Here is a 19738-nt window from a genome sequence, read left to right as displayed (position 1 = left end):
TAAACGTTCAGAATACATGATTTTCTTTTAATTTCTTAGAATCACTCCTTTTCAATATTATTATACCTTTGTAATTATTCGTAGGTAATTCTTATACTTATCCAATAAATTTTATTTTATATTGAAAACTTCAAAATTCTTTTAACAATTATACTAATTCATTATTTAACCATTTTTCTATTTCTAAAATCATAGATGAGTAATGTTTAATAATTCCCCATTTAACATATTTCCTTTCAAAATAACTAAAAACTATAGTAAGAAATTTGTATTTCTCTAATCACTCCATTATAATGATGCTATTATCTTCAATTATTATGGCTTGATTATCTGTTAATTTGATAGTAGGGCAATCCCTTGTATCTATACATCCACATTCTGTGCCTTCTTCTTGATGAACCTTTAGTGTGCAATTTATATATCCTAAATTTTCAGGTAAGTTTTGAGCTAAAGCAACGCTTCCAGCACTCACCCCTACATATACTCCACCATTATCTAAAAACTTTTTTAATGGAACACTGAATTTCACGACATTCATTCTGTCTAATAAATATTCTGTAGTTCCCCCACAAACATATATAACATTAAAATTACAAATCTCATCACAGCCTATAATTCTATCTAAATCATAGGTAACTATATTACTTTGTAAAACACCAGCAATTAAAAGATCCTCTTTGCACAAAGGAACAAATACCTTAGCATCTTCAGTTATTGCGGCTGTTGGGATAAATATAGCTTTAATTTTATCACTTGGTAACTTCACCAAATCCAAAAACTTTTTTTCAATATTTCTATTTGTAAACCCCGTTGATGTTAGCATTATTTTTTTCATATTTGCCCCCCAATTATATTTAACCCCTAGTTAAACTTACTATTATCAAAATTATAACACGTGTTACATATTTTGTATGAAACCTTTGATGTAGTAATTATTTTTACTTTTTATTTAGACTTCTACTTCACTTAAATTTGTATATTAACCCAGCTATCTTCTCATAATAATGTTGAGAGGTGGTGAGTCTTACATGAAGAAATTTTTTACCATATTCGTAATTCTACTTTCTTTATCACTTAATACAATTAATGTTATACCAGTATCCGCAGCTAATACCTTTAAAGAAGGTGTTTATAAAGCAGCTGACTTTAACTTTTCACCAGCAAATCTTTATTCTGTTCAAAATATTTCTGCCACAGATGATGTTTACTTACAATTATTCGATGAAAATCAACTAATAATACAATCCATAAGATTGTCTCCTAAGTCTGAAAAGTTTAATCTAATTTCTCTAAAGCCAACCTATAGAATAGTTATAGTAGGCAATGGTGAAGTATACATATCTTGATGGACACTGAAATTGGTGTCCTTTTTTAATTTATATCCTTGGCCTTTACTTCTGCTCTTTGATAAAACTTATATAGGCGTGAAAAGTTATCTTATTATAAATACTTATTCTTATATTGTTATAAATATATAGTGTTCATGCGGGTTTCAGCACTTTTCACAGCCTTTCCAAGAAAAATAAGAGATGAAAGTCCTAATCATATAGATTGGTACTTTCATCTCGTTACTTATAAATCCTATGTCTAAGTCAATAAATCCTATGTGCAAATCAAGAAATTTAATCCTCAATTTCTATGTCTTTCTTAATCTTTAAGTCATGACATATTCTATATATTTATTGCTTAACTCTACTACACTTACTTTTATCTGAGCAGCTACTTCCACAGCTGCACTTGTTATTTTTAGTATCACTATAAACCTTTTTAAAGGCAAAGCCAAAGATGACAAGAAAAACTAATCCAACTATTATATTTCCCATATTATGCTTCAACTCCTAACTGAATTCGTTTTGAATCAGATTTTTTAATTGTTATGAAAACATACACTGCTGCTACAACAGCTATTATTATAGCCGGTACAAGTCCTGTTGCAGGTTTTCCATAAACTATTAAAGTTCCTACTTGAGCTATAACCATTGCTAAAAGATAACCCACACTAAATTGGAAACCTAAAGCTCTAAATAACCATTTCTTTGAACCCATTTCTGAGTTCATAGCTCCAATAGCCGCAAAGCAAGGTGGTGTAAATAAGTTAAAAGCAAGATATGCAAAAGCCGTTACTGGAGTGAAGAATTCTGTTAAAACTCCTCCTGGTAAATGCAATGCTTCCTCTGAAGCTACAGCTAATAATACTGCAATGGTAGCAACTACATTTTCTTTTGCTATAAAGCCTGTTATTGCTGCTGCTGCAAGTTGCCATCCTACCATTCCTAATGGAACTAATATTGGAGCAATTATTGTTCCAAGGGAAGCAAGAATGCTTAAGCTTTGATCCTCTACTGGCTGTAGATTCCAACCATAAGCTTGTGCAAACCATACAAAGGTATTGCAAACAAGAATAATAGTAGTAGCTTTATAAATAAACCCTTTTGCTTTGTCTATCATTTGCAGGAAAGCATATTTTAAACTTGGCATCTTATATTCTGGTAGTTCCATTATGAAGTAAGAAGAACTCTCCCAAACAAAAATTTTCTTAAGTAAAAGTCCGCCAATTACAATCATAACTATAGCTAGTAAATATATACTTGCTCCAACCCAAGAATTATCTGGGAAGAACACTGCTGTGAAAAGTGCAATAATTGGAAGCTTTGCACCACAAGGTACAAAAGGAGTAAGAATTGTAGTCATTCTTCTCTCGTTAATGTCTTCTATGGTTCTAGTAGCCATAACCCCTGGGATTGCACAGCCTGAACCAACAATCATAGGTATAATAGACTTTCCTGAAAGTCCAATTTTCTTAAAGAATCTATCCATTACTATGGCAACTCTAGCCATATATCCACAATCTTCAAGTAGTGATAAGCAGAAAAATAATACCATAACTAGAGGTAAGAATCCTATAACCGCTCCAACTCCACCAATAACACCGTCAACTATAAGGGCTTGTAATAATGGAGCAACTCCTAAGCTTTCTAAAAATCCATTGGCTGCATTTGGAACAATTTCTGCAAATACTACCTCATTAAAGTAGTCTGATAAGAATCCTCCTAGTCCATTAATTGAGAAAGAGAATACAGCCCACATTATTGCAAAGAAAATTGGTATTCCAAACCACTCATGAGCCACAACTCTATCTACTTTATCTGAAAAGTTAACCTTTTTCGCATCTCTTTTTTTATCTAAGCTCTTATTAACAATACTATCTACTAACTTTTGTCTAGCAATATCCGAGTGTTGATCCGCAAGCTCTAGTTTACCTTGTGGCTTCTTTTCTTCTCCGACCTTTACTGCTTCATTAATTAAATCTAATAAACCTTCCTCTGAAGTAGCAGTGGTATTAATTACTGAACAACCTAGTAATTTACTTAAGGCTTTTAAATCAATTATGTCCCCTCTTTTAGAAAGAACATCACTTTTATTTACAGCAATAATCACTGGAATTCCAAGTTCTAAAAGTTGAGTTGTAAAAAATAAGCTTCTACTAAAATTAGCTCCATCTACTATGTTAATAATTACATCTGGTGCTTCTTCTAAAATGAAATCCCTTGTGATTTTTTCCTCACCACTAAAAGGTGAAATAGAATAAGCTCCTGGAAGATCAACGATTTTTATGTTTCTACCCTTTGAATTATATTTTTTCTTAAGTTCCGCCTCTTTTTTAGCTACAGTAACCCCAGCCCAGTTACCTACTGCCTCTGTCTTTCCTGTAATAGCATTATACAAGGTGGTTTTACCACAGTTAGGATTTCCCGCTAGTGCAATTTTCATCTTAATTCCCCCTCAAAATTTTATATTCGATATTGATACTCATTATCATTTAATATGTAAAATAAAAGGTGCTATTTTCATGGATATTCAGGCTTAAATAATGAACAAGTTCATTTTGTTTAAGTTCACCTCTTCCAAAAGGTGTTTAACTTAATTTAATATAATAGCCTAAAATATCTATTTCAGAGCAATAACTTTAACACCAAAATTTCAGAGTTAAAGTTATTCACTCCTATAGCACATTAAAATCTTAAGTACAAAGTTTTATCTTATAGATTATGCATTATCACAAAGGCAATGTTTTAATAATAGAACCAGAATTCTAAAACTAAATTTATAGGTCTAGCAATAGAGCTGGCATCTAAGTGTTCAGCGTGCTTTAAAAAACTTGAACTACGCCTAAAGCACTTGAGCTATGCCTCAAGAACAATTGATTTTGCCATGATTTCATCAAGTGCATATCTACTATCTTTAATATTAACAATATAATTCCCTGCTAGCTTAGAGATAAGAGTAATTTCTTCCCCTTGAAAGCAACCTAAGGTAAAAAGAAACTTTTGTATTTTTTCCTTTCCTTCCACCTGTTTAATATTAAATGTTTCACCGATTCCTGCTTTTGATAATAACATAATTTTTTCACCCACTTTTAATAATACTGAATTTTATTCTCTATTGATAAATAATATCATTTACTCAAGGAATTTGTCAACATAAATCCACTATTTTCTATAGATAATATTATTCCCATCTGAAAAACCTCAAAGATATTATAGTGCAAATTATTGTAAGAACTATCATAATAACTATAGGAACCAGAGTTTCACTAATTGGTACACCAACAGTGGCTGCTTTTAACAGCTTTATTCCATAGGTCAGTGGTAAAACTCCTGCTACCTTTTGCAATGCTGAAGGCATCACTTCATAAGGTAGAGTTGCACCAGAAAAAATTAGCATAGGAAAGTATAGTAAACTTGCTATAGTACCTGCAATCTTCACATTAGCTGAAATTCCTCCAACCATGAGTCCAATACTGAACATAGATACCATAACTAAAAGGTAAGCACCTAAAAAACTTACCACGGAACCTTTAAAGCTAAAATTAAAGAAAATCCATGATGTGAGATAAATAAGTACAAGTGAGGTTACAGCATAAAGTACGTAAATTGCTAGTTGAACAGCTAGTATTAACACTGGGCTTATTGGTGTAACTTTAAATCTCTTTAGTATTTTTCTGCTCCTATAATCGGATACTACCAGTGGAAGTCCCATAACCCCTCCAGCACAGATAGCTATAACAGCTATTGCCCCAAAGGATTGTTCAAAGAAGGTATAGTTAGCTCCTTCAAAGGCCGCCTTGCTTCCATAGGTGCTTCCGAGAATAAATACCATTACAATAGGTAAACATATGGCAAAAATAAACATATCCATTCCCCTCAAGGATAATTTCATTTCAGTTTTAAGCATTGTTATAAATGTTTTCATTACTTATTCCTCCCCTGCATACCAAAGATAAGCATCTTCAAAGTTTTCAAATGGACTTGAAGCTATGGCCTCTGAAACAGTACCATAAAATACTACTGTGCCTTTTCTGAGAATGGCCACTTTATCACATAAAATCTGAACCTCATCCATATAATGAGAGGTTAGAAAAATAGTGATCCCCTGACTTTTTAACCCAGAAATATACTTCCATAAATCCCGTCTTGCCTTTGTATCAAGACCTGTAGTCAATTCATCTAAAAATACCACCTGTGGACTAGGTATTAATGCAAGTACAATAAAAAGTCTTTGCCTTTCTCCTCCAGATAAATCTTTAACCTGTCTTTGCAATTTGTCTTTAAGCTTGAAAGTTTCTATTAGCTCCAGATAATCCTCAGGCGATTTATATAGAGCATGAGTAGTCTCACAAAGCTCTGAAACAGTAATTTTTTCTTGATAACTTCCTTCCTGAAATTGAACGCCTACCCTTTGAAATAGCTTTTTCCTGTGTTTTATAGGGTCCATTCCCAATATAGCTACTTCTCCAGCATCTAGACTTTTAGTTCCTAGAATACACTCTATAGTTGTACTCTTACCAGCTCCATTAGCTCCAAGAAGCCCAAAGACCTGACCTTTCTGCACTTCAAAACTTATGTCTGAAACAGCAGTAACACCCCCATAGCTTTTTTTTAATCCTTTTACCTTAATAATTTTCTCCATTGTAATGCCTCCTATAACTTTCTTATAAAAGAATAACACCAGGTTAAACACTGGTGTTAAAGTGGAGGGTTTTTAAAATATTCAATTTGCATTTCTTTCAGTTGACCATGAATAACTTTTGCATTTACTTCAGCTGCCTGTAAAGATGTGAGCAGTTTATCACAAATAGAAACTATGTCCTCTTCCAGCTTTGGAGTATTTATTACTTCCTTTATATCAACTTTTTTCCCTTGAGATAATTCCTTTAATAAACGTAAAATTGAGTTTAGAGAGTAATTAGCACACCTAAGAACCCTAATAATTTTCAATATTTTCATATCTGAATCTCTATACACTCTATAAGAATTACTTCTTCGCTTTATTGTAATCAGTCCGTTAAGTTCCCAATTCCTTAAAGTATCCATTGTAATATTCAAGTACTCAGCAGCTTCTTTTCTTGTAAGCTGAGTTGGACTCTCTTCCTGATTATTATCAGCTAGTATTCCTGCTACGATGCTGATTGCCTCTTCTGCCTGATTTTTTTCATACTTTATACTTTCTATATACTTCTCTGTAAGCTCAATAGCCTTACTATACTCCTTCAAGGCTGCTACCTTTATAACCTTAACTACTTGCTTTCTTAGTCCATTTTGCAACACTTCTACTTGTAGCGCAGTTCTTACCAGCTTAAAATGCTCAATATGCACCTTAGTAAATATTCTATAGCCATTAGCTAATCTCTCTGGCTTTGGAATTAGCTTTAAATCTTCATAAAGACGTACAGTATTTGGATGAATTCCAATTATTTTTGCTACCTCTGAGGTTTTATAGGTTTCTATAATATCATCCCCTTCCTCTGTCTTTAATAATAAACCATAATAAAAGTCTGGTGTCTTAATGGAGGCTTTCAAATAAGTTTAAAACTTTAATTATAATCCTTTACTCTCAACCTTTATTTTAATTAAATTATTTAATCCTACTTATTTTTAAAAGTAATAATAGAAATACTCAGGAAAGTTTAGCTGGATTGGGCGGATATATTTACTCCATTAACGAAACTAATTATCCGAACTAACAATATTATAGTAAGAGTTTACCGTTAAGAAATAATAAATCATGTATATAAGAGTATAAGTACCTATTGTTATAATTATAGGCAATGTTAAATTTGTTCTCATAAGTTTTGATAAAAGTGTAGAGGCTGCTACGCTATGCATTATTCCAATGACCAAAGGCAAAGCAAAAACAATAAAAATTTGCTTGCTTATAGAATTTTTTATCTCCTTATTTGTTACTCCTATATTTCTAAGAATTATATACCTACTTTTATCATCATTAGCCTCTGCCAGCTGTTTAAAAAATATTATACTTCCAGTAGCTGCTAGGAATAATAGCCCTAAGAAAGCACCGATAAAAATTATGAGTCCTGAATAAGCAAGTCCGCCTTTATATTGTGAATAATATGAAGTAACTTTAAAAAAGTCATCATCACTCTCCTGAAGTTCCTGTGATAATAAGCTTGTCAAATCAAAAGTAAGTTCTTCGCTGTCTTTTTTATTATCAGTAATATATCCTTTTATTCTGAATGCATTATTTTTTGTGCTGTATTTGTTGTAAACCTCATCCGCAACAACTACTGCATTTCTCATCATACCGGAATTTGAAAGTGAATAGTTTTTAAAGTCTGTTACCTTCATAGTCTGCTTTTCGTTTTTTTCACTTATTGTAATAGTTCTCCCAGCATAATCATAGTTAGTGGTAAAATTTAAACTTTGACTAAATACAACTGCTTCACTGCTGTTTTTTAATTTAATCCTATCCTTCAAGTCCCTTATATTTGCAATTTCATTATAATTGCTCTCTGATATTATATAAAAGCTTGCATCATAGGTTTGGTTTGTTGAAGCTTCCATAACCAAGTCCGGCCACTGTCCATTTACTTTAGTAAAATTCATATCTAAAGAAGTAATAAGTTTATTTTGAGGATATTTTTCAATCACAGCTTCTACCTTTTTATCTAAAGCCTTATCATTACTAGCATAAGCATAAGTAAAGCCATAGTTTTTCTGCAAGTCTACTGAAAGATCGTAGTAAAAGCTTGAGGATACTTCCATAGCCGTAAGTGTAGCAGCACCTAAGATTGCAATTGTTGCTAAAGTTCGTGCACTGCCTTTAATTCTATATAAAAGCTGAGAAACTTCAATCATGTTTATCCCTTTATAATAGGTTCTTTCATTTTTCTTTGAAAGCTTTATAATAAGCAGAGTTAATGAAGAAAAAAGCAAAAATGTCCCTATTACAGTTAGTATTAAAGTTATTAGTATTGCAAAAATACCAAAACTGGATAAGCTCTTTGTATATATGAAATAACCGCTACCAATAAGCAACACAGATAATATTGAACGAAACACAGAAGTTTTTGGTTCCCTCTCCCCTTGACTCTCTGCTTTAAAAAGCTCTATAAGCTTAAACTTATATATAAGTCTGTAACCATGTATCGATGTTATTAAGAACAATATAATAAATACGCTGGCGGTATTTAACACAGCCATTGAAGGTATCATAAAGCTTATGTTTGCTGAAAAGCCCATAAGTCTAATAAGTAACATTATAAATAATTTTGACAAGAGACTTCCCATGATAATACCTGCTATAAGTGCAGCCATTCCCATAAAAATATTCTCATAAAAAAGCATTGTACCTATTTGCCTTTTTCTTATTCCAAGCAAAGAATATAGGCCGATTTCCTTTTTTCTTTTCTTTATAAAGAAGGCGTTTGAATACCAAATAAAAATAGTAACAAATATTGCAATAACTATAGCCGCTGCTTTAAATACAACAGAAAAATTCATTGAAGCTCCAACAATCTTTTGCACCTGAGTATTATATTGTATCGAAGTAAAGGTAAAATAAATCATTATACTGAATACCATGGATACAAAGTATAAAAAATAGTTATAAAAGTTTCTTTTTATATTTTTAAAGGCAATATCAAATAAGCCCATAATTTTCACTCTCCCATCTAGATAAATCTATTACATATCAGCTAAACCGCCGCCTAAAGTCTTAAGTACATCTAGTATCTTTTGGAAGAACTCCTTTCGACCCCCACCACGAACAAGCTCTGTAAATAATAGACCATCCTTAATAAATATTATTCTTCTACAATAGCTGGCTGCAAAAGCATCGTGAGTTACCATCATAATAGTAGCTTTACTTTCTTCGTTTAAATTACTTAGAGCTTGCAGAAGTTCAGTAGATGCTTTTGAATCCAAAGCTCCTGTAGGCTCATCTGCAAGAATTAAAGCAGGTTTGCTTATAATGGCTCTAGCAGCTGCTGTTCTCTGCTTTTGGCCTCCAGAAATTTCGTAAGGATACTTATTTAAGATATCTTCTATACCTAAGCTTTCTGAAACTTCCTTCAGTCTTTGTTTTATTTCATTTAAATCTACTTTAGATAAAGATAATGGTAAAACTATATTTTCCTTTACTGTTAAGGTATCTAAAAGATTAAAATCCTGAAAAACAAAGCCTAGTTTATTTCTTCTGAACACAGACAACTTATCTTCATTCATTTTTACTATATCCTCACCGTCTATAGTAACAGTACCACTACTTGGTTTATCTATAGTTGAAATTATATTTAAAAGTGTTGTTTTTCCTGCCCCTGAAGGTCCCATTATGCCTACAAATTCACCTTCTTTAATATTTAAATCTATATCATGCAGTGCAGTGTATACATTGCCTCTTGAGCCGTAAACCTTCCTTAAATTCTTAGCTACTAAAACATCTTTCATTGATATTACCCTCCTGTATTCCTTAAAAGTACATGAAGATTATTAATCTTCATGCCTACTGTATTCCTAATTTTTTTCTGGGGGCTACTCTAGCTTACTTGCTCTCACTCGTAGTCTGCCCGCAAAAATTATTAATTGTTATGCTTCAGTTTTTCTTATTTCATCTTACAGTCTTATTGTATAAAATTAAGCTCTTTAAATCCATTTTCTTAGCTTACAAAACTATATTCCTAACTTACATTTTTGTCACACAGCGATTTTTTATATCAGGTATGTACTACTTATTTTATTGATAAGAACCATTTAAGACATTTAGGAAAAAACACAAAATAAAAAACAGGCTTAATTAAAACTAAGCCTGCTATCTTCTAATGTCTTATATTTTGAGCAAATTGCTTCATAACTTCCTGTACTTCATTTACCTTTTCAGGTTTTAATAAGGAAATAATTTTAGGCATGAATTGTAAAGCATCCTCCTGGGTGAAAGTACCTTCTGCTTGTTTCTTAAAGTTGTCTTCAAGCAGTTTTCTTGCTTCTTCAATTTTATCTTCTTGTACTCTTTCTAAAATATAGACTAAAAACTTTTCTTGTCCTTGGTTCATAATAAACCCTCCTTGATTTTTTATAGAATTAATTTTATCATGCAAAATAATCCTAGTAAACTTATTGTAAATTAACTTTTTTCAGTTCTGGATACTTATTAAGCTGAGATTGTAACGTGTCTTTTCCTTCACTTTTCAAGTGTTTATTAAAAAACGTCACTGTTACTGACTTAGTGATTTCAAGACACCTTGTTGGAGTAGTATTTCCTCCTATGCCAATCAATTCTCTAAACTGTTTAAAACCTATAAAAAACCCTAAATCTGTGAACTTCATATGATCGCTACCTTCAATGGTAAATAGGTTTCCTGAGGATTTAAGCACTTCAGCAAGTCCTATGATATTTTGAGCTGCTTTTTGGTAAGCCTCCTTATACAACTCTTCACTACCATACATTGAAATAGCTATTTTTCGATCCTCTTCCGTCATATCCTCAAACTTTTTTATTAAAGGTTCTCTACTCTGGATTCCTTGAACATGATATTTATCATTTGCTATCATCAAAAAAGGTGTCATATCTTGCGACTTATTTTTAGGAGTAACAAAAACAATCCCATCTAAATCCACTGCGGCCTTAATTCTGCTATCATTAATCGCCAAATTATATGCTACTGCGCCTCCCACTGAGTGACCAATAGCACCAATTTTATCAATATTTAACCTTCCTTTCAAATTAGAATCAATATGTCCTCCATTGATTTTAACTAAACTGTCAATTACAAACTTAGAATCATCAGCCATAATTTGAGTAATCGTCTCTGCAGGATCTGCTACTTTAAAGTCAGTTTTAGCCTCTTGAGCTGTAACAACTCTATCTGGAAAAATCGTTGCCCAAGATACATAAGTATGGTCTATAGCAGCTACAATATATCCTTGACTAGCCAAATCTTCGCACTGTGAAGTTTGAACCTCCATTGTTGTACCTGCTCCATGAGAGAACAGAATTACTGGATAGCTTTGCTCTTTATCTGATACTTGTAAGTTTTCTTTAGAGTTTGTATTTATTAATCTTAGATGGCTAAACATAAATTCTGGCATATGATAGCCTGAAGCAAAAGCTTTTAAAAGTTGAGATGAATTGTGAAAATATCTATCAAATGGTTTTGAGTTATCTTTCTTTGCAGGGTAATAAATCTTAACCATCAGCTCTCTCTTATTAGACCCCTCCTCCAGAAAAGGATCATGCCGATTTTCATCAATTAAATTAAAGTACTGTATTCCTACATCATAATTTCCTGTTGGCTTTGGAAACTTAAATACTGGAAGAGCATAAGCTAATACTAATGTAACTATAAGAAATATAGTAGACAAACTACATATTATTACCTTAAACATCTTTGGAATTTTAGCTTGAAAAAGCTTATTATTTGCCTTTACTAAGGCAAATAATACAAAAATAATAACAAAGATATAGGAAAAAATCATCTGATACCTAAATCCCTCAAATATGCCATGGATTAAGAATAGAAATAGATTTATCCCCGCCATCCCTAGCCTAACTACTTTTGACTGCTTTCTAAAGCTAAGACATATAGATAGTAAGTTTACCAAAATTAATACTACTTCAAATATCCTCATTGGATCCCCTCCTGTATTACTTTAAAACGCAAACTAATTATTAATTATTCCGTCCTATGTTTCGTTTTAATCTACAGTCTTATTGTATAAAATTACTTTCTATCAAACCATTTTCTTAGCTTACAAAACCATATTTATAACTTACATTTTTGTCACAAAAGAAAAAAGTGGCAGCACCACTTTTAAAACATAATTATATATATCTGATTTTACTCTCCTGATACTGCAAAATAGTCTAGATGCTTAGGAAATATAATAGCTACTTTTGTATAATCTCCATATTTTGATTCAATTGACATGTCGTGCCCAAGCTTCCTTGATAACCGTTTAGAAAGATAAAGCCCTATACCAGTTGATTTATAATTTTCTCTGCCATTATACCCAGTAAAGCCTTTATCAAATACTCTATCAAGATCTTCAGGCTTGATTCCTATACCATTGTCTTCTATAATAAGCTTTTGAACTCTAGCCTCAATTAACCCATAAATTTTGATTTTCCCACCTATAGAAGTATACTTCAAAGAATTAGATAACATTTGATCTAGAATAAACAACAGCCACTTTTTATCTGTTATTACCATGAAATCTGTATTTTTGATTTCTATAGTTATTTTCTTATTAATAAAAGTCTTAGCTTGCTTTTTTACTGCTTCCTTCACTAATCTATTTAACTCAACCTCACTTATAAGATAATCTTTTGAAAAGTCATCTATTTTAGAATAATAAAGCGCCTGTTCTATGTAGTTTTCTACTTTGCCTAGTTCTTCTTCTATGCTATACAAGGTATCCTTACTTGGAGAACTTGAATCATTTTCTATGAGCAATTTACCTACTGCTATAGGAGTCTTAACTTGATGTACCCAAGAAGTTATAAACTCTTCATGGTCCTTTTTTTGTTCCTGAAGCCTTTGTATCTTAGCACTTTGTTCATTGTATGAAGCTTCAAGCACCTGATTATAAAGAGTTTGTTCATAGCTTTTAGGCTTTGGCAGGCGGTTTATTATTTCATCGCTTTCATTTCTAACAATATGATTTAGGGCTTTAAAATAACTTTTATAATACAGAAACTTAGCAATCAAATAAAGTACAAAAAAAGAAGTTGAAACTAAATTGATATATAATACATTTGCTGCACCTACTTTAAATGCCTTATCTAGATAAATTACTAGTGATATAAATATCATGAGCAAGAAAAAGCACAGTATGGAAATTTTCTTATCTGCTAAAAATTTTGTAAACCTCATAATATTACATAACCCTGGCCCTTCTTCGTCTGAATATAATCAACAAGTCCAAAATCCTCAAGCTTTTTTCTGAGTCTATTAATATTTACCGTTAAAGTATTGTCATCTATGAAACTCTCATCCTCCCATAATGCTCTCATTATATTATCCCTGCTTATTATTTCTCCCTTATCCTTCATAAGAGTATATAGAATTCTAAACTCATTCTTAGTAAGCTCTAATTTTCTATTATTAAATATTATTGAGTTATCCTTAATGTTAAGCACCGCCCCATTATGTTCAATTATGTTTGAAAAGGCATTTGTATAATTATAAGTCCTTCTCAAAAGTCCATTTATCTTTGCCATCAGTACATCCAGAGAAAAGGGCTTTTGTATAAAATCATCTCCACCCATGTTTATAGCCATGATTATGTCCATATTAGTATTTCTCGAGGAAATAAATATTATAGGGACCTTTGATACTTCTCTGATTTTACCGCACCAATAGAAACCATCGTAGGAGGGTAAGTTTATATCCATAAGGACAAGATGTGGTTCATACTTTACAAAATCATCAAACACCTTGTTAAGGTCTTGCACAATATATCCTTCAAATCCCCATCTTACAATGTTTTCTAAAATTATTTCTCTCATTTTAAGATCATCTTCTATTATCATAATTTTAAACATAAAAAATCTTCCTTTCACTACCCATTAATTATCAAAATTATGTTATGCAAAATCTCATTTACTTATAGTATGTTTCACCATAACAGGTATACTATAGACTTTTAATTTATTTTGTCTAATTTTCCATAATATCAATATAACAAGTATTTAAACCCAGTATATTCTAGTTGTATATGAATCTTCATTTTTATCAAATGACCCTAAAAAGCTTATAAACTTAAAAATAGTACCTTTTGCACTATCATGATAAGTTCTATATGCTCCTATATCTTTGAAGTTTCATCGGAGCTCATCTTATTATTACTATAAACCCTATCAGAATTACTGTCACGTTCGTAATATTTGTTGAAAAAGCACTTTCTATATTGGTTATAGCTGGTGAATTAATTATTTCATTATGGTCATCCACTATTAGAATTTTTTCATTACTCATCAATAAGTTAGCTCATAAGATTTTAAATTTATATTATTACAATTATAGCATGTCTTTACTTATATAATACGTTCTACTTGTATAAACCTAAAAATATAAAGAAGTCTAATGTGACAGAAATGTAAGTAACAAATATGGCTTTGTAAGGTGAAGAAATGGATAATGAACTCTATGTTCATTATAATCAAATGAGAAAACAAATCACGACAAATAATTCCCAATCAGATTGTGGTACTTATGGAGGTATTCAAATGAGACTTTTTGAAATGTTGCTTTTATTGCTAAATGTAGTTTTTTCAGTGGAGAACTTTTTACTAAAAAAGCGCCTTCCCAAATCGGCATTTATGCTTACAAGCGTAGCCAGCCTAGCTATGCTCATTATTCACCTCTTAGTTGAAGGTTATAGATTTCAGCTTATATTTTTATACTGTATTACTGTACTTGTATTTGTCTATTCAACTTTTAATTATCACAAAGCACCTGTGTCTAGCAAAGCCTCACGTGGTAAACGCATTCTCGGAAACACTTTTATTATTGCATCACTTCTCGTAACTGCTAGCTTAATGTATATCTTTCCCGTGTTCACCTTGCCCAATCCAACTGGAACATTTAAGGTGGGCACAGAAGCTTTTCATCTAATTGATCAGCAAAGAAGTGAAATATTAGATAAAGAGACAAACAGAAAGAGAGAACTAATGATCCAGGTATGGTATCCTGCTGAAAATACTCATGGAAGACCAATGCCTTTTATCCCCGATACTCAGATTTTGAAGCCAATGGCAGAAAATTATAGTCTTCCATGGTGTACTTTTCAATATCTAAAGTATGTTTTGAGCCATTCATATAAAGATGCCAATATCTCTACTGCTAAAAATTCATACCCTCTTATTATTATAAATCCCGGCTTCGGCTCTTCCAGATTTCTTCATACGTCTCAAGCCGAAAATCTTGCCAGCCATGGATATATCGTTGTAGCTATCGATCATACATATAATACATTTGCCACTGTATTTCCCGAGGGTCAAATTACAGCTTGCAAAACAAATGAATTTTTTTCCTCAAATGATGATTATAGAACTACAAGGAATAACCGTGACAAAATTGGAAAGGTTTTAACCGATGATGTGACTTTTGTTCTTAATGAATTGCAATTAATCAATTCCGGTCAAGTTCAAAGCAGCCTTAAAGGAAAGTTTGATTTGGCTCATATAGGCATTTTCGGTCATTCCATAGGCGGTGCAACAGCTTATGATTCTTCATATGATCCTAGAATTATAGCTGGAATAGATCTTGATGGAGGTTTATACCGACTTGACAGTAGAACAGGCCCCAATAAGCCATTTTTGTTCATTGACTCAGAGGAGCAATTTAAAAATATTAAAATGGTTATAGATAACCATGTCTACAGCGACCAAGAACTTAAGGAAATTGGCACCACAAGGGAGTGGAAAACTGAAGAAACTGCTGACAAAAAAGCCGAACTCAATCTTATGAGGAACTCAGCGAACATCGGAGGGCAAACAATATATATTGGGAATTCAGCACATTTAAATTTCACTGACTCACAATTCTTTTCTCCGATTTTCAAATTATTCGGCGCAACAGGAAATATTAATCCACAAAGAGCCAATACCATTGTAAATTCATATATTCTAGATTTCTTTAACAAGTATTTAAAAAATGAAAATGGAAGTTTGATAACTGAGCCAAACAATAAGTTTCCAGAAGTTAAGTTTATTACTCCACTTTTATCAAACATGGATTGAGATTCCCTCAAAAAAATACTAAATAAACACCACAGAAATTTTTCATGAATACTATAGATTATTTTGAAAGATGTGAGGCCATTTCTCTTATCTTTGCTTCGATTAGGAATATGCAAACTTTATTTTTTTCTCAAATGTATCTACGCAATTATCGAAAATCCGAACAAACTGAGGTCTTAATATATTAAGGCCTCTTTTATTATTTATTTGTGGTACGCTTCAACATATCGCTACTAAGTACCATCTTTATAGGCTATTTATGGAAATAATAGTAAAATAATGTTATAATTGATTTATAATTGTAATTTCCTATTAAGGCTGCTTTATTTCTAATAAGTAGTAGCTGAAAGGGTTTATAAATCGTAGTCTTAGTTTAAGTAATATGATAACGGGAGTGAATTATATTGGACAACAAAATTAAAGTACATTTCATGGGAATATGCGGAAGCGGTGCTGCACCCATAGCAATCATAGCAAAAAATAGTGGATTTCAAGTTTCTGGTTGTGACTTGAATGCATCAGGGTATTATAAAGATGCTCTTTCAGAAAATGGTATAGATATTTTACAAGGTCATGATTTAAGCCATATTGAAGATATCAATATCTTAGCTATATCACCTGCTATTTTGGACATTTCTCCTAATCATCCTGAAATAGTGGAAGCTCGAAAAAGAGGAATTTTAATGACCTGGCAGGAGTTTTCTTCAAAATATATTCAAAATGAAAAGTTTCTTATTTCCATTGCAGGTACCCATGGCAAATCTACAACTACAGTTTTAATGGGGCTTGTTTTAGAAAATGGAGGACTTGATCCAATTGTGGAAGCTGGAACCACCTTTAAGAAATGGGGTGGCGGCTATAGGCTTGGAAAATCTGATTACTTTGTATGTGAAGCTGATGAATTCAATAATAATTTTTTAAATTATAGCTCTTCAATTGCAATAATAAACAATGTGGAAATGGATCATCCTGAGTTTTTTAAAGATATAACTGAAGTTAAGACTTCCTTCAAAAATTTTATAAAGAAACTAAAAGGTCCTAAAATTTTAATTGTTAATGAAGATAGCTTAGCTATTGGTGAAATATTATTTGAATTAAAGCAGTGGCTAAGGGATGAAGGAATAAAGGTCATTGGCTATTATATGGATAATAAGATAGACTTCCCCTTCCACTCAGAATATAAAGCAGAATTAACTTTAAATGCTCCTAACCACTCTTCATTTAAAGTCCTAAGTAATCATAAAGAATATAATTTTAACCTTGGCTTGATAGGTAAGCATAATGTAGAGAATTCTTTAGGAGTTCTAATTGCAGCCTTAGAACTAGGTGTTGATATGGATTCTATAAAGAACTCCTTTGAAAACTTCAAGGGAATAGGTAGAAGACTAGAATTAATAGGAGAAGTTCATGGAATTAGGATTTTTGATGACTATGCTCATCATCCTACTGCAGTAGCCACTACCTTATCTTCAATTAAACTTAGTTATCCTGACAGGAAGGTGTTTGCTGTTTTTGAGCCTCATCAACTTTCAAGAGCAAAGCTATTTTTCAATGAGTTTGCTCTAGCACTTGAAAAAGCTGACAGAGTAATCATTACAAAACCCTTTTTAGGAAGAGAAGCAAACAAAAATCTAGAGCCTGTTGATTTTGAACTACTATGTGCTAAAATAGGTAATCATAAAGCAGAGCATATAAAAACCTCTGATGAAATATGTAATAAAATTCTTAATGAAGCTAAAAGTGGAGACATAATCATTGTTTTTGGAGCAGGTGAATCCTATAAATTATCTAGAAAAATAATTGATGCATTAAATAAGAAATCATAGTTCATACTTGTTTTTCTGCAAATATTGAAGATGAATAAAATAAATTTGATCTTCAAACCATGTTCTAAACAAAACTTAAGACCTTGAGTAATGGTTATTTAATGAAATTAGAGTTGGATATCGGTGGTATTAATCTCCCACCAGCATCCAACTCTAATTTTATAAAAACCTGATTTAATCTAAATTTATTTGACCATAATGTTCCCCATTACGTTTCATAATAGCTGCCTTCTCACTAATCCAATGGATTGTAAAATACCCACTGGAAAAACTATTTAATCCATCAATTCTATTCCAGTTCACTGGCTTTTTAAATAACCAGAGCTTTTGTTCATATATGGTACTGTATCCCCCAAGCAAGAACGATCTTTCAACAATCACCACTGTATTAGTTTTTTCTGGTGAAGTAAAGTAAATTTCTTTTTGATCCAAAAAGATTAGTGGATACGTTATAGTAGTAATTGAAATAAAAATAAAAACAATATTAGCAATTATTTTATTTAATATTTTCTCTCTAACTACATAGGAAGTAAATAAATACGAACCTACTATAATTAATCCAGCATCTGTATAATTGCCAATTGGTGATAATTGAAAAAACAGCCTAAGAATTATAGTGACTATTACAATGATTATATAAGTCCTAACTATAGTCTTAAATAAATTCTTTCTTTTAATGATAATCCCCCCATATTTCTAACAATTAACACTTGAATTCTATAATTATACCATATGTAAAAAGTTGCTAGTATTATAGTTTTATACTTACCTACCACTCAAAATGCCATTGGCAGTGAGCCTTTATGGACTATTAAGTATTCTAAATCAAAATTATTGCCTCCTTAGGACATTGACATGTCCTCAATTAGTTGCTAAGTATAAATTCCACGGCCTTCAAAGTTTTTTCAGCTAAATCTTCTGGATACCAGTGACCAATTCCTTTATTAATATGGTATTCATGGGCAAGTCCAACTTCTTTAAATAATTTTAAAAGATGCTGAACAGTTGGGTCAGTGTCCTTTTCCCCTTCAAGAATAACTATTTTTGTTTTTCTTTCTGCAAATTTCTTTGTGTCTTCAAGTCCCATGTTATCTAAATAATCACCAGGACATAATGCAATAACCCCTTTTATTGGCATAGTGTTTTCAAAAGCAATATTAATAGAAGTAGTTGCACCACCAGAGAAACCTCCAATTATTACACAAGTTTCATCAATGGAATAATCTAATAATAACTGTTCATAGCAAGCTTTTAGCTCTTTTCTTGATATAGCTGGATCCCTAAGCCAGCCAAAGCTGTTATGAAAATACATTTGTGATGATTGAGGATATACAACTATGTACCCTTTTTCTAAAAGTGCATCAGGTTTCCAATACCAGCTATTATTTCTCATATTGCAATGAAATCCATCACCATGTAGGCAAAAGAATAATGGATGTTTTTTTGTTGAATCATAGGATTTTGGAAGGTGAACTTCATATTTTAGCTTAGAATTTTCTTTAGCCTGTTGAAGTAGCTTTACATTTAAATTATTAAGAGACTCATATTCAGGATGATTTCTTAATAGATCAAAGTTTGGCCAATGTAATGGAAATGGATAATCTTTTTCAAGTGCTCTTTTTATAAGCTTAATACAACTGTCACTATTATTGGTTCGAGTATATATCCTAGATTCATCTACCATAAGTTCAAACAGATTTTCTTCATATTCCTCCTTTGGTAAAAGTTCCTTTGCCTGAAGAAGTATATTTAAAACCTCCTCATACTTTTCTTCAGAGAATGGTATTGAATAGTATTGTTCAAATTCATAAAAGTTTTTATAACTCATAAGTATCCCCCTAATTAATATTTATTTATAGGGTTCCTTGGCGAAT

18 protein-coding genes are annotated in these 19738 nt (G+C 31.7%); 3 read left to right on the top strand and 15 right to left on the bottom strand.

Annotated features, from left to right (window positions below):
• Positions 1-280 precede the first annotated feature (280 nt).
• The gene (locus tag B3040_RS17680) at positions 281-835 is read right to left on the bottom strand and encodes a Type 1 glutamine amidotransferase-like domain-containing protein (RefSeq protein WP_291576235.1); all 555 of its coding nucleotides are present in this window, start codon (positions 833-835) and stop codon (positions 281-283) included.
• 193 nt (positions 836-1028) lie between these two features.
• On the opposite strand from B3040_RS17680, the gene B3040_RS17675 reads away from it, so the two are divergent.
• On the top strand, positions 1029-1346 hold the full coding sequence (locus B3040_RS17675; RefSeq protein ID WP_291576233.1) for a hypothetical protein: 318 nt from the start codon (positions 1029-1031) through the stop codon (positions 1344-1346).
• 333 nt (positions 1347-1679) lie between these two features.
• On the opposite strand, the gene B3040_RS17670 is transcribed toward B3040_RS17675, so the two are convergent.
• From B3040_RS17670 to B3040_RS17615, 12 genes are all read right to left on the bottom strand, one after another.
• Positions 1680-1823 carry a FeoB-associated Cys-rich membrane protein gene (locus B3040_RS17670; RefSeq protein ID WP_291576231.1) on the bottom strand — a complete coding sequence of 48 codons (144 nt, stop codon included), beginning with the start codon at positions 1821-1823 and terminating at the stop codon, positions 1680-1682.
• A gap of 1 nt (position 1824) precedes the next feature.
• Positions 1825-3771 carry a ferrous iron transport protein B gene (gene feoB, locus B3040_RS17665; RefSeq protein WP_291576229.1) on the bottom strand — a complete coding sequence of 649 codons (1947 nt, stop codon included), beginning with the start codon at positions 3769-3771 and terminating at the stop codon, positions 1825-1827.
• Between the two features lie 413 nt (positions 3772-4184).
• On the bottom strand, positions 4185-4400 hold the full coding sequence (locus tag B3040_RS17660; protein WP_291576227.1) for a FeoA family protein: 216 nt from the start codon (positions 4398-4400) through the stop codon (positions 4185-4187).
• 109 nt (positions 4401-4509) lie between these two features.
• The gene (locus B3040_RS17655) at positions 4510-5253 is read right to left on the bottom strand and encodes an ABC transporter permease (RefSeq protein WP_291576225.1); all 744 of its coding nucleotides are present in this window, start codon (positions 5251-5253) and stop codon (positions 4510-4512) included.
• A 3-nt stretch (positions 5254-5256) separates the two neighbouring features.
• On the bottom strand, positions 5257-5970 hold the full coding sequence (locus B3040_RS17650; RefSeq protein ID WP_291576223.1) for an ABC transporter ATP-binding protein: 714 nt from the start codon (positions 5968-5970) through the stop codon (positions 5257-5259).
• 56 nt (positions 5971-6026) lie between these two features.
• Positions 6027-6791, bottom strand: a complete 765-nt coding sequence (locus B3040_RS17645; protein ID WP_349679187.1) for a MerR family transcriptional regulator — start codon at positions 6789-6791, stop codon at positions 6027-6029.
• A gap of 216 nt (positions 6792-7007) precedes the next feature.
• Complete coding sequence (locus tag B3040_RS17640; RefSeq protein ID WP_291576221.1) at positions 7008-8954, bottom strand: FtsX-like permease family protein; 1947 nt, start codon at positions 8952-8954, stop codon at positions 7008-7010.
• Positions 8955-8984: 30 nt separating this feature from the next.
• Positions 8985-9746 carry an ABC transporter ATP-binding protein gene (locus B3040_RS17635; RefSeq protein WP_291576219.1) on the bottom strand — a complete coding sequence of 254 codons (762 nt, stop codon included), beginning with the start codon at positions 9744-9746 and terminating at the stop codon, positions 8985-8987.
• 368 nt (positions 9747-10114) lie between these two features.
• On the bottom strand, positions 10115-10348 hold the full coding sequence (locus tag B3040_RS17630) for a hypothetical protein (protein WP_291576217.1): 234 nt from the start codon (positions 10346-10348) through the stop codon (positions 10115-10117).
• Positions 10349-10409: 61 nt separating this feature from the next.
• Positions 10410-11924: an alpha/beta hydrolase family protein gene (locus B3040_RS17625; protein WP_291576215.1), complete on the bottom strand. Its 1515-nt coding sequence runs from the start codon at positions 11922-11924 to the stop codon at positions 10410-10412.
• A 209-nt stretch (positions 11925-12133) separates the two neighbouring features.
• Complete coding sequence (locus B3040_RS17620) at positions 12134-13168, bottom strand: sensor histidine kinase (RefSeq protein WP_291576213.1); 1035 nt, start codon at positions 13166-13168, stop codon at positions 12134-12136.
• A complete protein-coding gene (locus tag B3040_RS17615) occupies positions 13165-13839 on the bottom strand; it encodes a response regulator transcription factor (RefSeq protein ID WP_291576211.1) in 675 nt (224 codons plus the stop codon). The genes B3040_RS17620 and B3040_RS17615 overlap by 4 nt, the downstream gene beginning before the upstream one ends.
• Before the next feature lie 684 nt (positions 13840-14523).
• Here B3040_RS17615 and B3040_RS17610 point away from each other — a divergent pair.
• Both B3040_RS17610 and murC read left to right on the top strand, forming a co-directional pair.
• Positions 14524-16038 (top strand): alpha/beta hydrolase family protein, encoded by a 1515-nt coding sequence (locus tag B3040_RS17610; protein WP_291576209.1) that lies wholly within the window; start codon positions 14524-14526, stop codon positions 16036-16038.
• 404 nt (positions 16039-16442) lie between these two features.
• Positions 16443-17864, top strand: a complete 1422-nt coding sequence (gene murC, locus B3040_RS17605; RefSeq protein WP_291576206.1) for a UDP-N-acetylmuramate--L-alanine ligase — start codon at positions 16443-16445, stop codon at positions 17862-17864.
• 174 nt (positions 17865-18038) lie between these two features.
• Here the strand turns inward: murC and B3040_RS17600 are convergent, their stop codons facing one another.
• A complete protein-coding gene (locus B3040_RS17600; protein WP_291576203.1) occupies positions 18039-18296 on the bottom strand; it encodes a hypothetical protein in 258 nt (85 codons plus the stop codon).
• 433 nt (positions 18297-18729) lie between these two features.
• The gene (locus B3040_RS17595) at positions 18730-19692 is read right to left on the bottom strand and encodes an alpha/beta hydrolase (RefSeq protein WP_291576201.1); all 963 of its coding nucleotides are present in this window, start codon (positions 19690-19692) and stop codon (positions 18730-18732) included.
• Positions 19693-19738: the final 46 nt, after the last annotated feature.

Source organism: Clostridium sp. UBA4548, from assembly GCF_002387895.1.
Taxonomy (GTDB): Bacteria; Bacillota; Clostridia; order Clostridiales; family Clostridiaceae; genus Clostridium_J.
Note: the sequence above shows the minus strand (reverse complement) of the source record. Positions and strands in the feature narration are given on the sequence as shown.

Bases quoted from the DNA above. Each gene is read 5' to 3' on its own strand.
- B3040_RS17680 (WP_291576235.1), bottom strand. From the start codon at position 835: ATGAAAAAAATAATGCTAACATCAACGGGGTTTACAAATAGAAATATT.
- B3040_RS17670 (WP_291576231.1), bottom strand. From the start codon at position 1,823: ATGGGAAATATAATAGTTGGATTAGTTTTTCTTGTCATCTTTGGCTTT.
- B3040_RS17610 (WP_291576209.1), top strand. From the start codon at position 14,524: ATGAGACTTTTTGAAATGTTGCTTTTATTGCTAAATGTAGTTTTTTCA.
- B3040_RS17635 (WP_291576219.1), bottom strand. From the start codon at position 9,746: ATGAAAGATGTTTTAGTAGCTAAGAATTTAAGGAAGGTTTACGGCTCA.
- B3040_RS17595 (WP_291576201.1), bottom strand. From the start codon at position 19,692: ATGAGTTATAAAAACTTTTATGAATTTGAACAATACTATTCAATACCA.
- B3040_RS17655 (WP_291576225.1), bottom strand. From the start codon at position 5,253: ATGAAAACATTTATAACAATGCTTAAAACTGAAATGAAATTATCCTTG.
- B3040_RS17660 (WP_291576227.1), bottom strand. From the start codon at position 4,400: ATGTTATTATCAAAAGCAGGAATCGGTGAAACATTTAATATTAAACAG.
- B3040_RS17625 (WP_291576215.1), bottom strand. From the start codon at position 11,924: ATGAGGATATTTGAAGTAGTATTAATTTTGGTAAACTTACTATCTATA.
- feoB (WP_291576229.1), bottom strand. From the start codon at position 3,771: ATGAAAATTGCACTAGCGGGAAATCCTAACTGTGGTAAAACCACCTTG.
- B3040_RS17640 (WP_291576221.1), bottom strand. From the start codon at position 8,954: ATGGGCTTATTTGATATTGCCTTTAAAAATATAAAAAGAAACTTTTAT.
- B3040_RS17650 (WP_291576223.1), bottom strand. From the start codon at position 5,970: ATGGAGAAAATTATTAAGGTAAAAGGATTAAAAAAAAGCTATGGGGGT.
- B3040_RS17620 (WP_291576213.1), bottom strand. From the start codon at position 13,168: ATGAGGTTTACAAAATTTTTAGCAGATAAGAAAATTTCCATACTGTGC.
- B3040_RS17630 (WP_291576217.1), bottom strand. From the start codon at position 10,348: ATGAACCAAGGACAAGAAAAGTTTTTAGTCTATATTTTAGAAAGAGTA.
- B3040_RS17615 (WP_291576211.1), bottom strand. From the start codon at position 13,839: ATGTTTAAAATTATGATAATAGAAGATGATCTTAAAATGAGAGAAATA.
- B3040_RS17675 (WP_291576233.1), top strand. From the start codon at position 1,029: ATGAAGAAATTTTTTACCATATTCGTAATTCTACTTTCTTTATCACTT.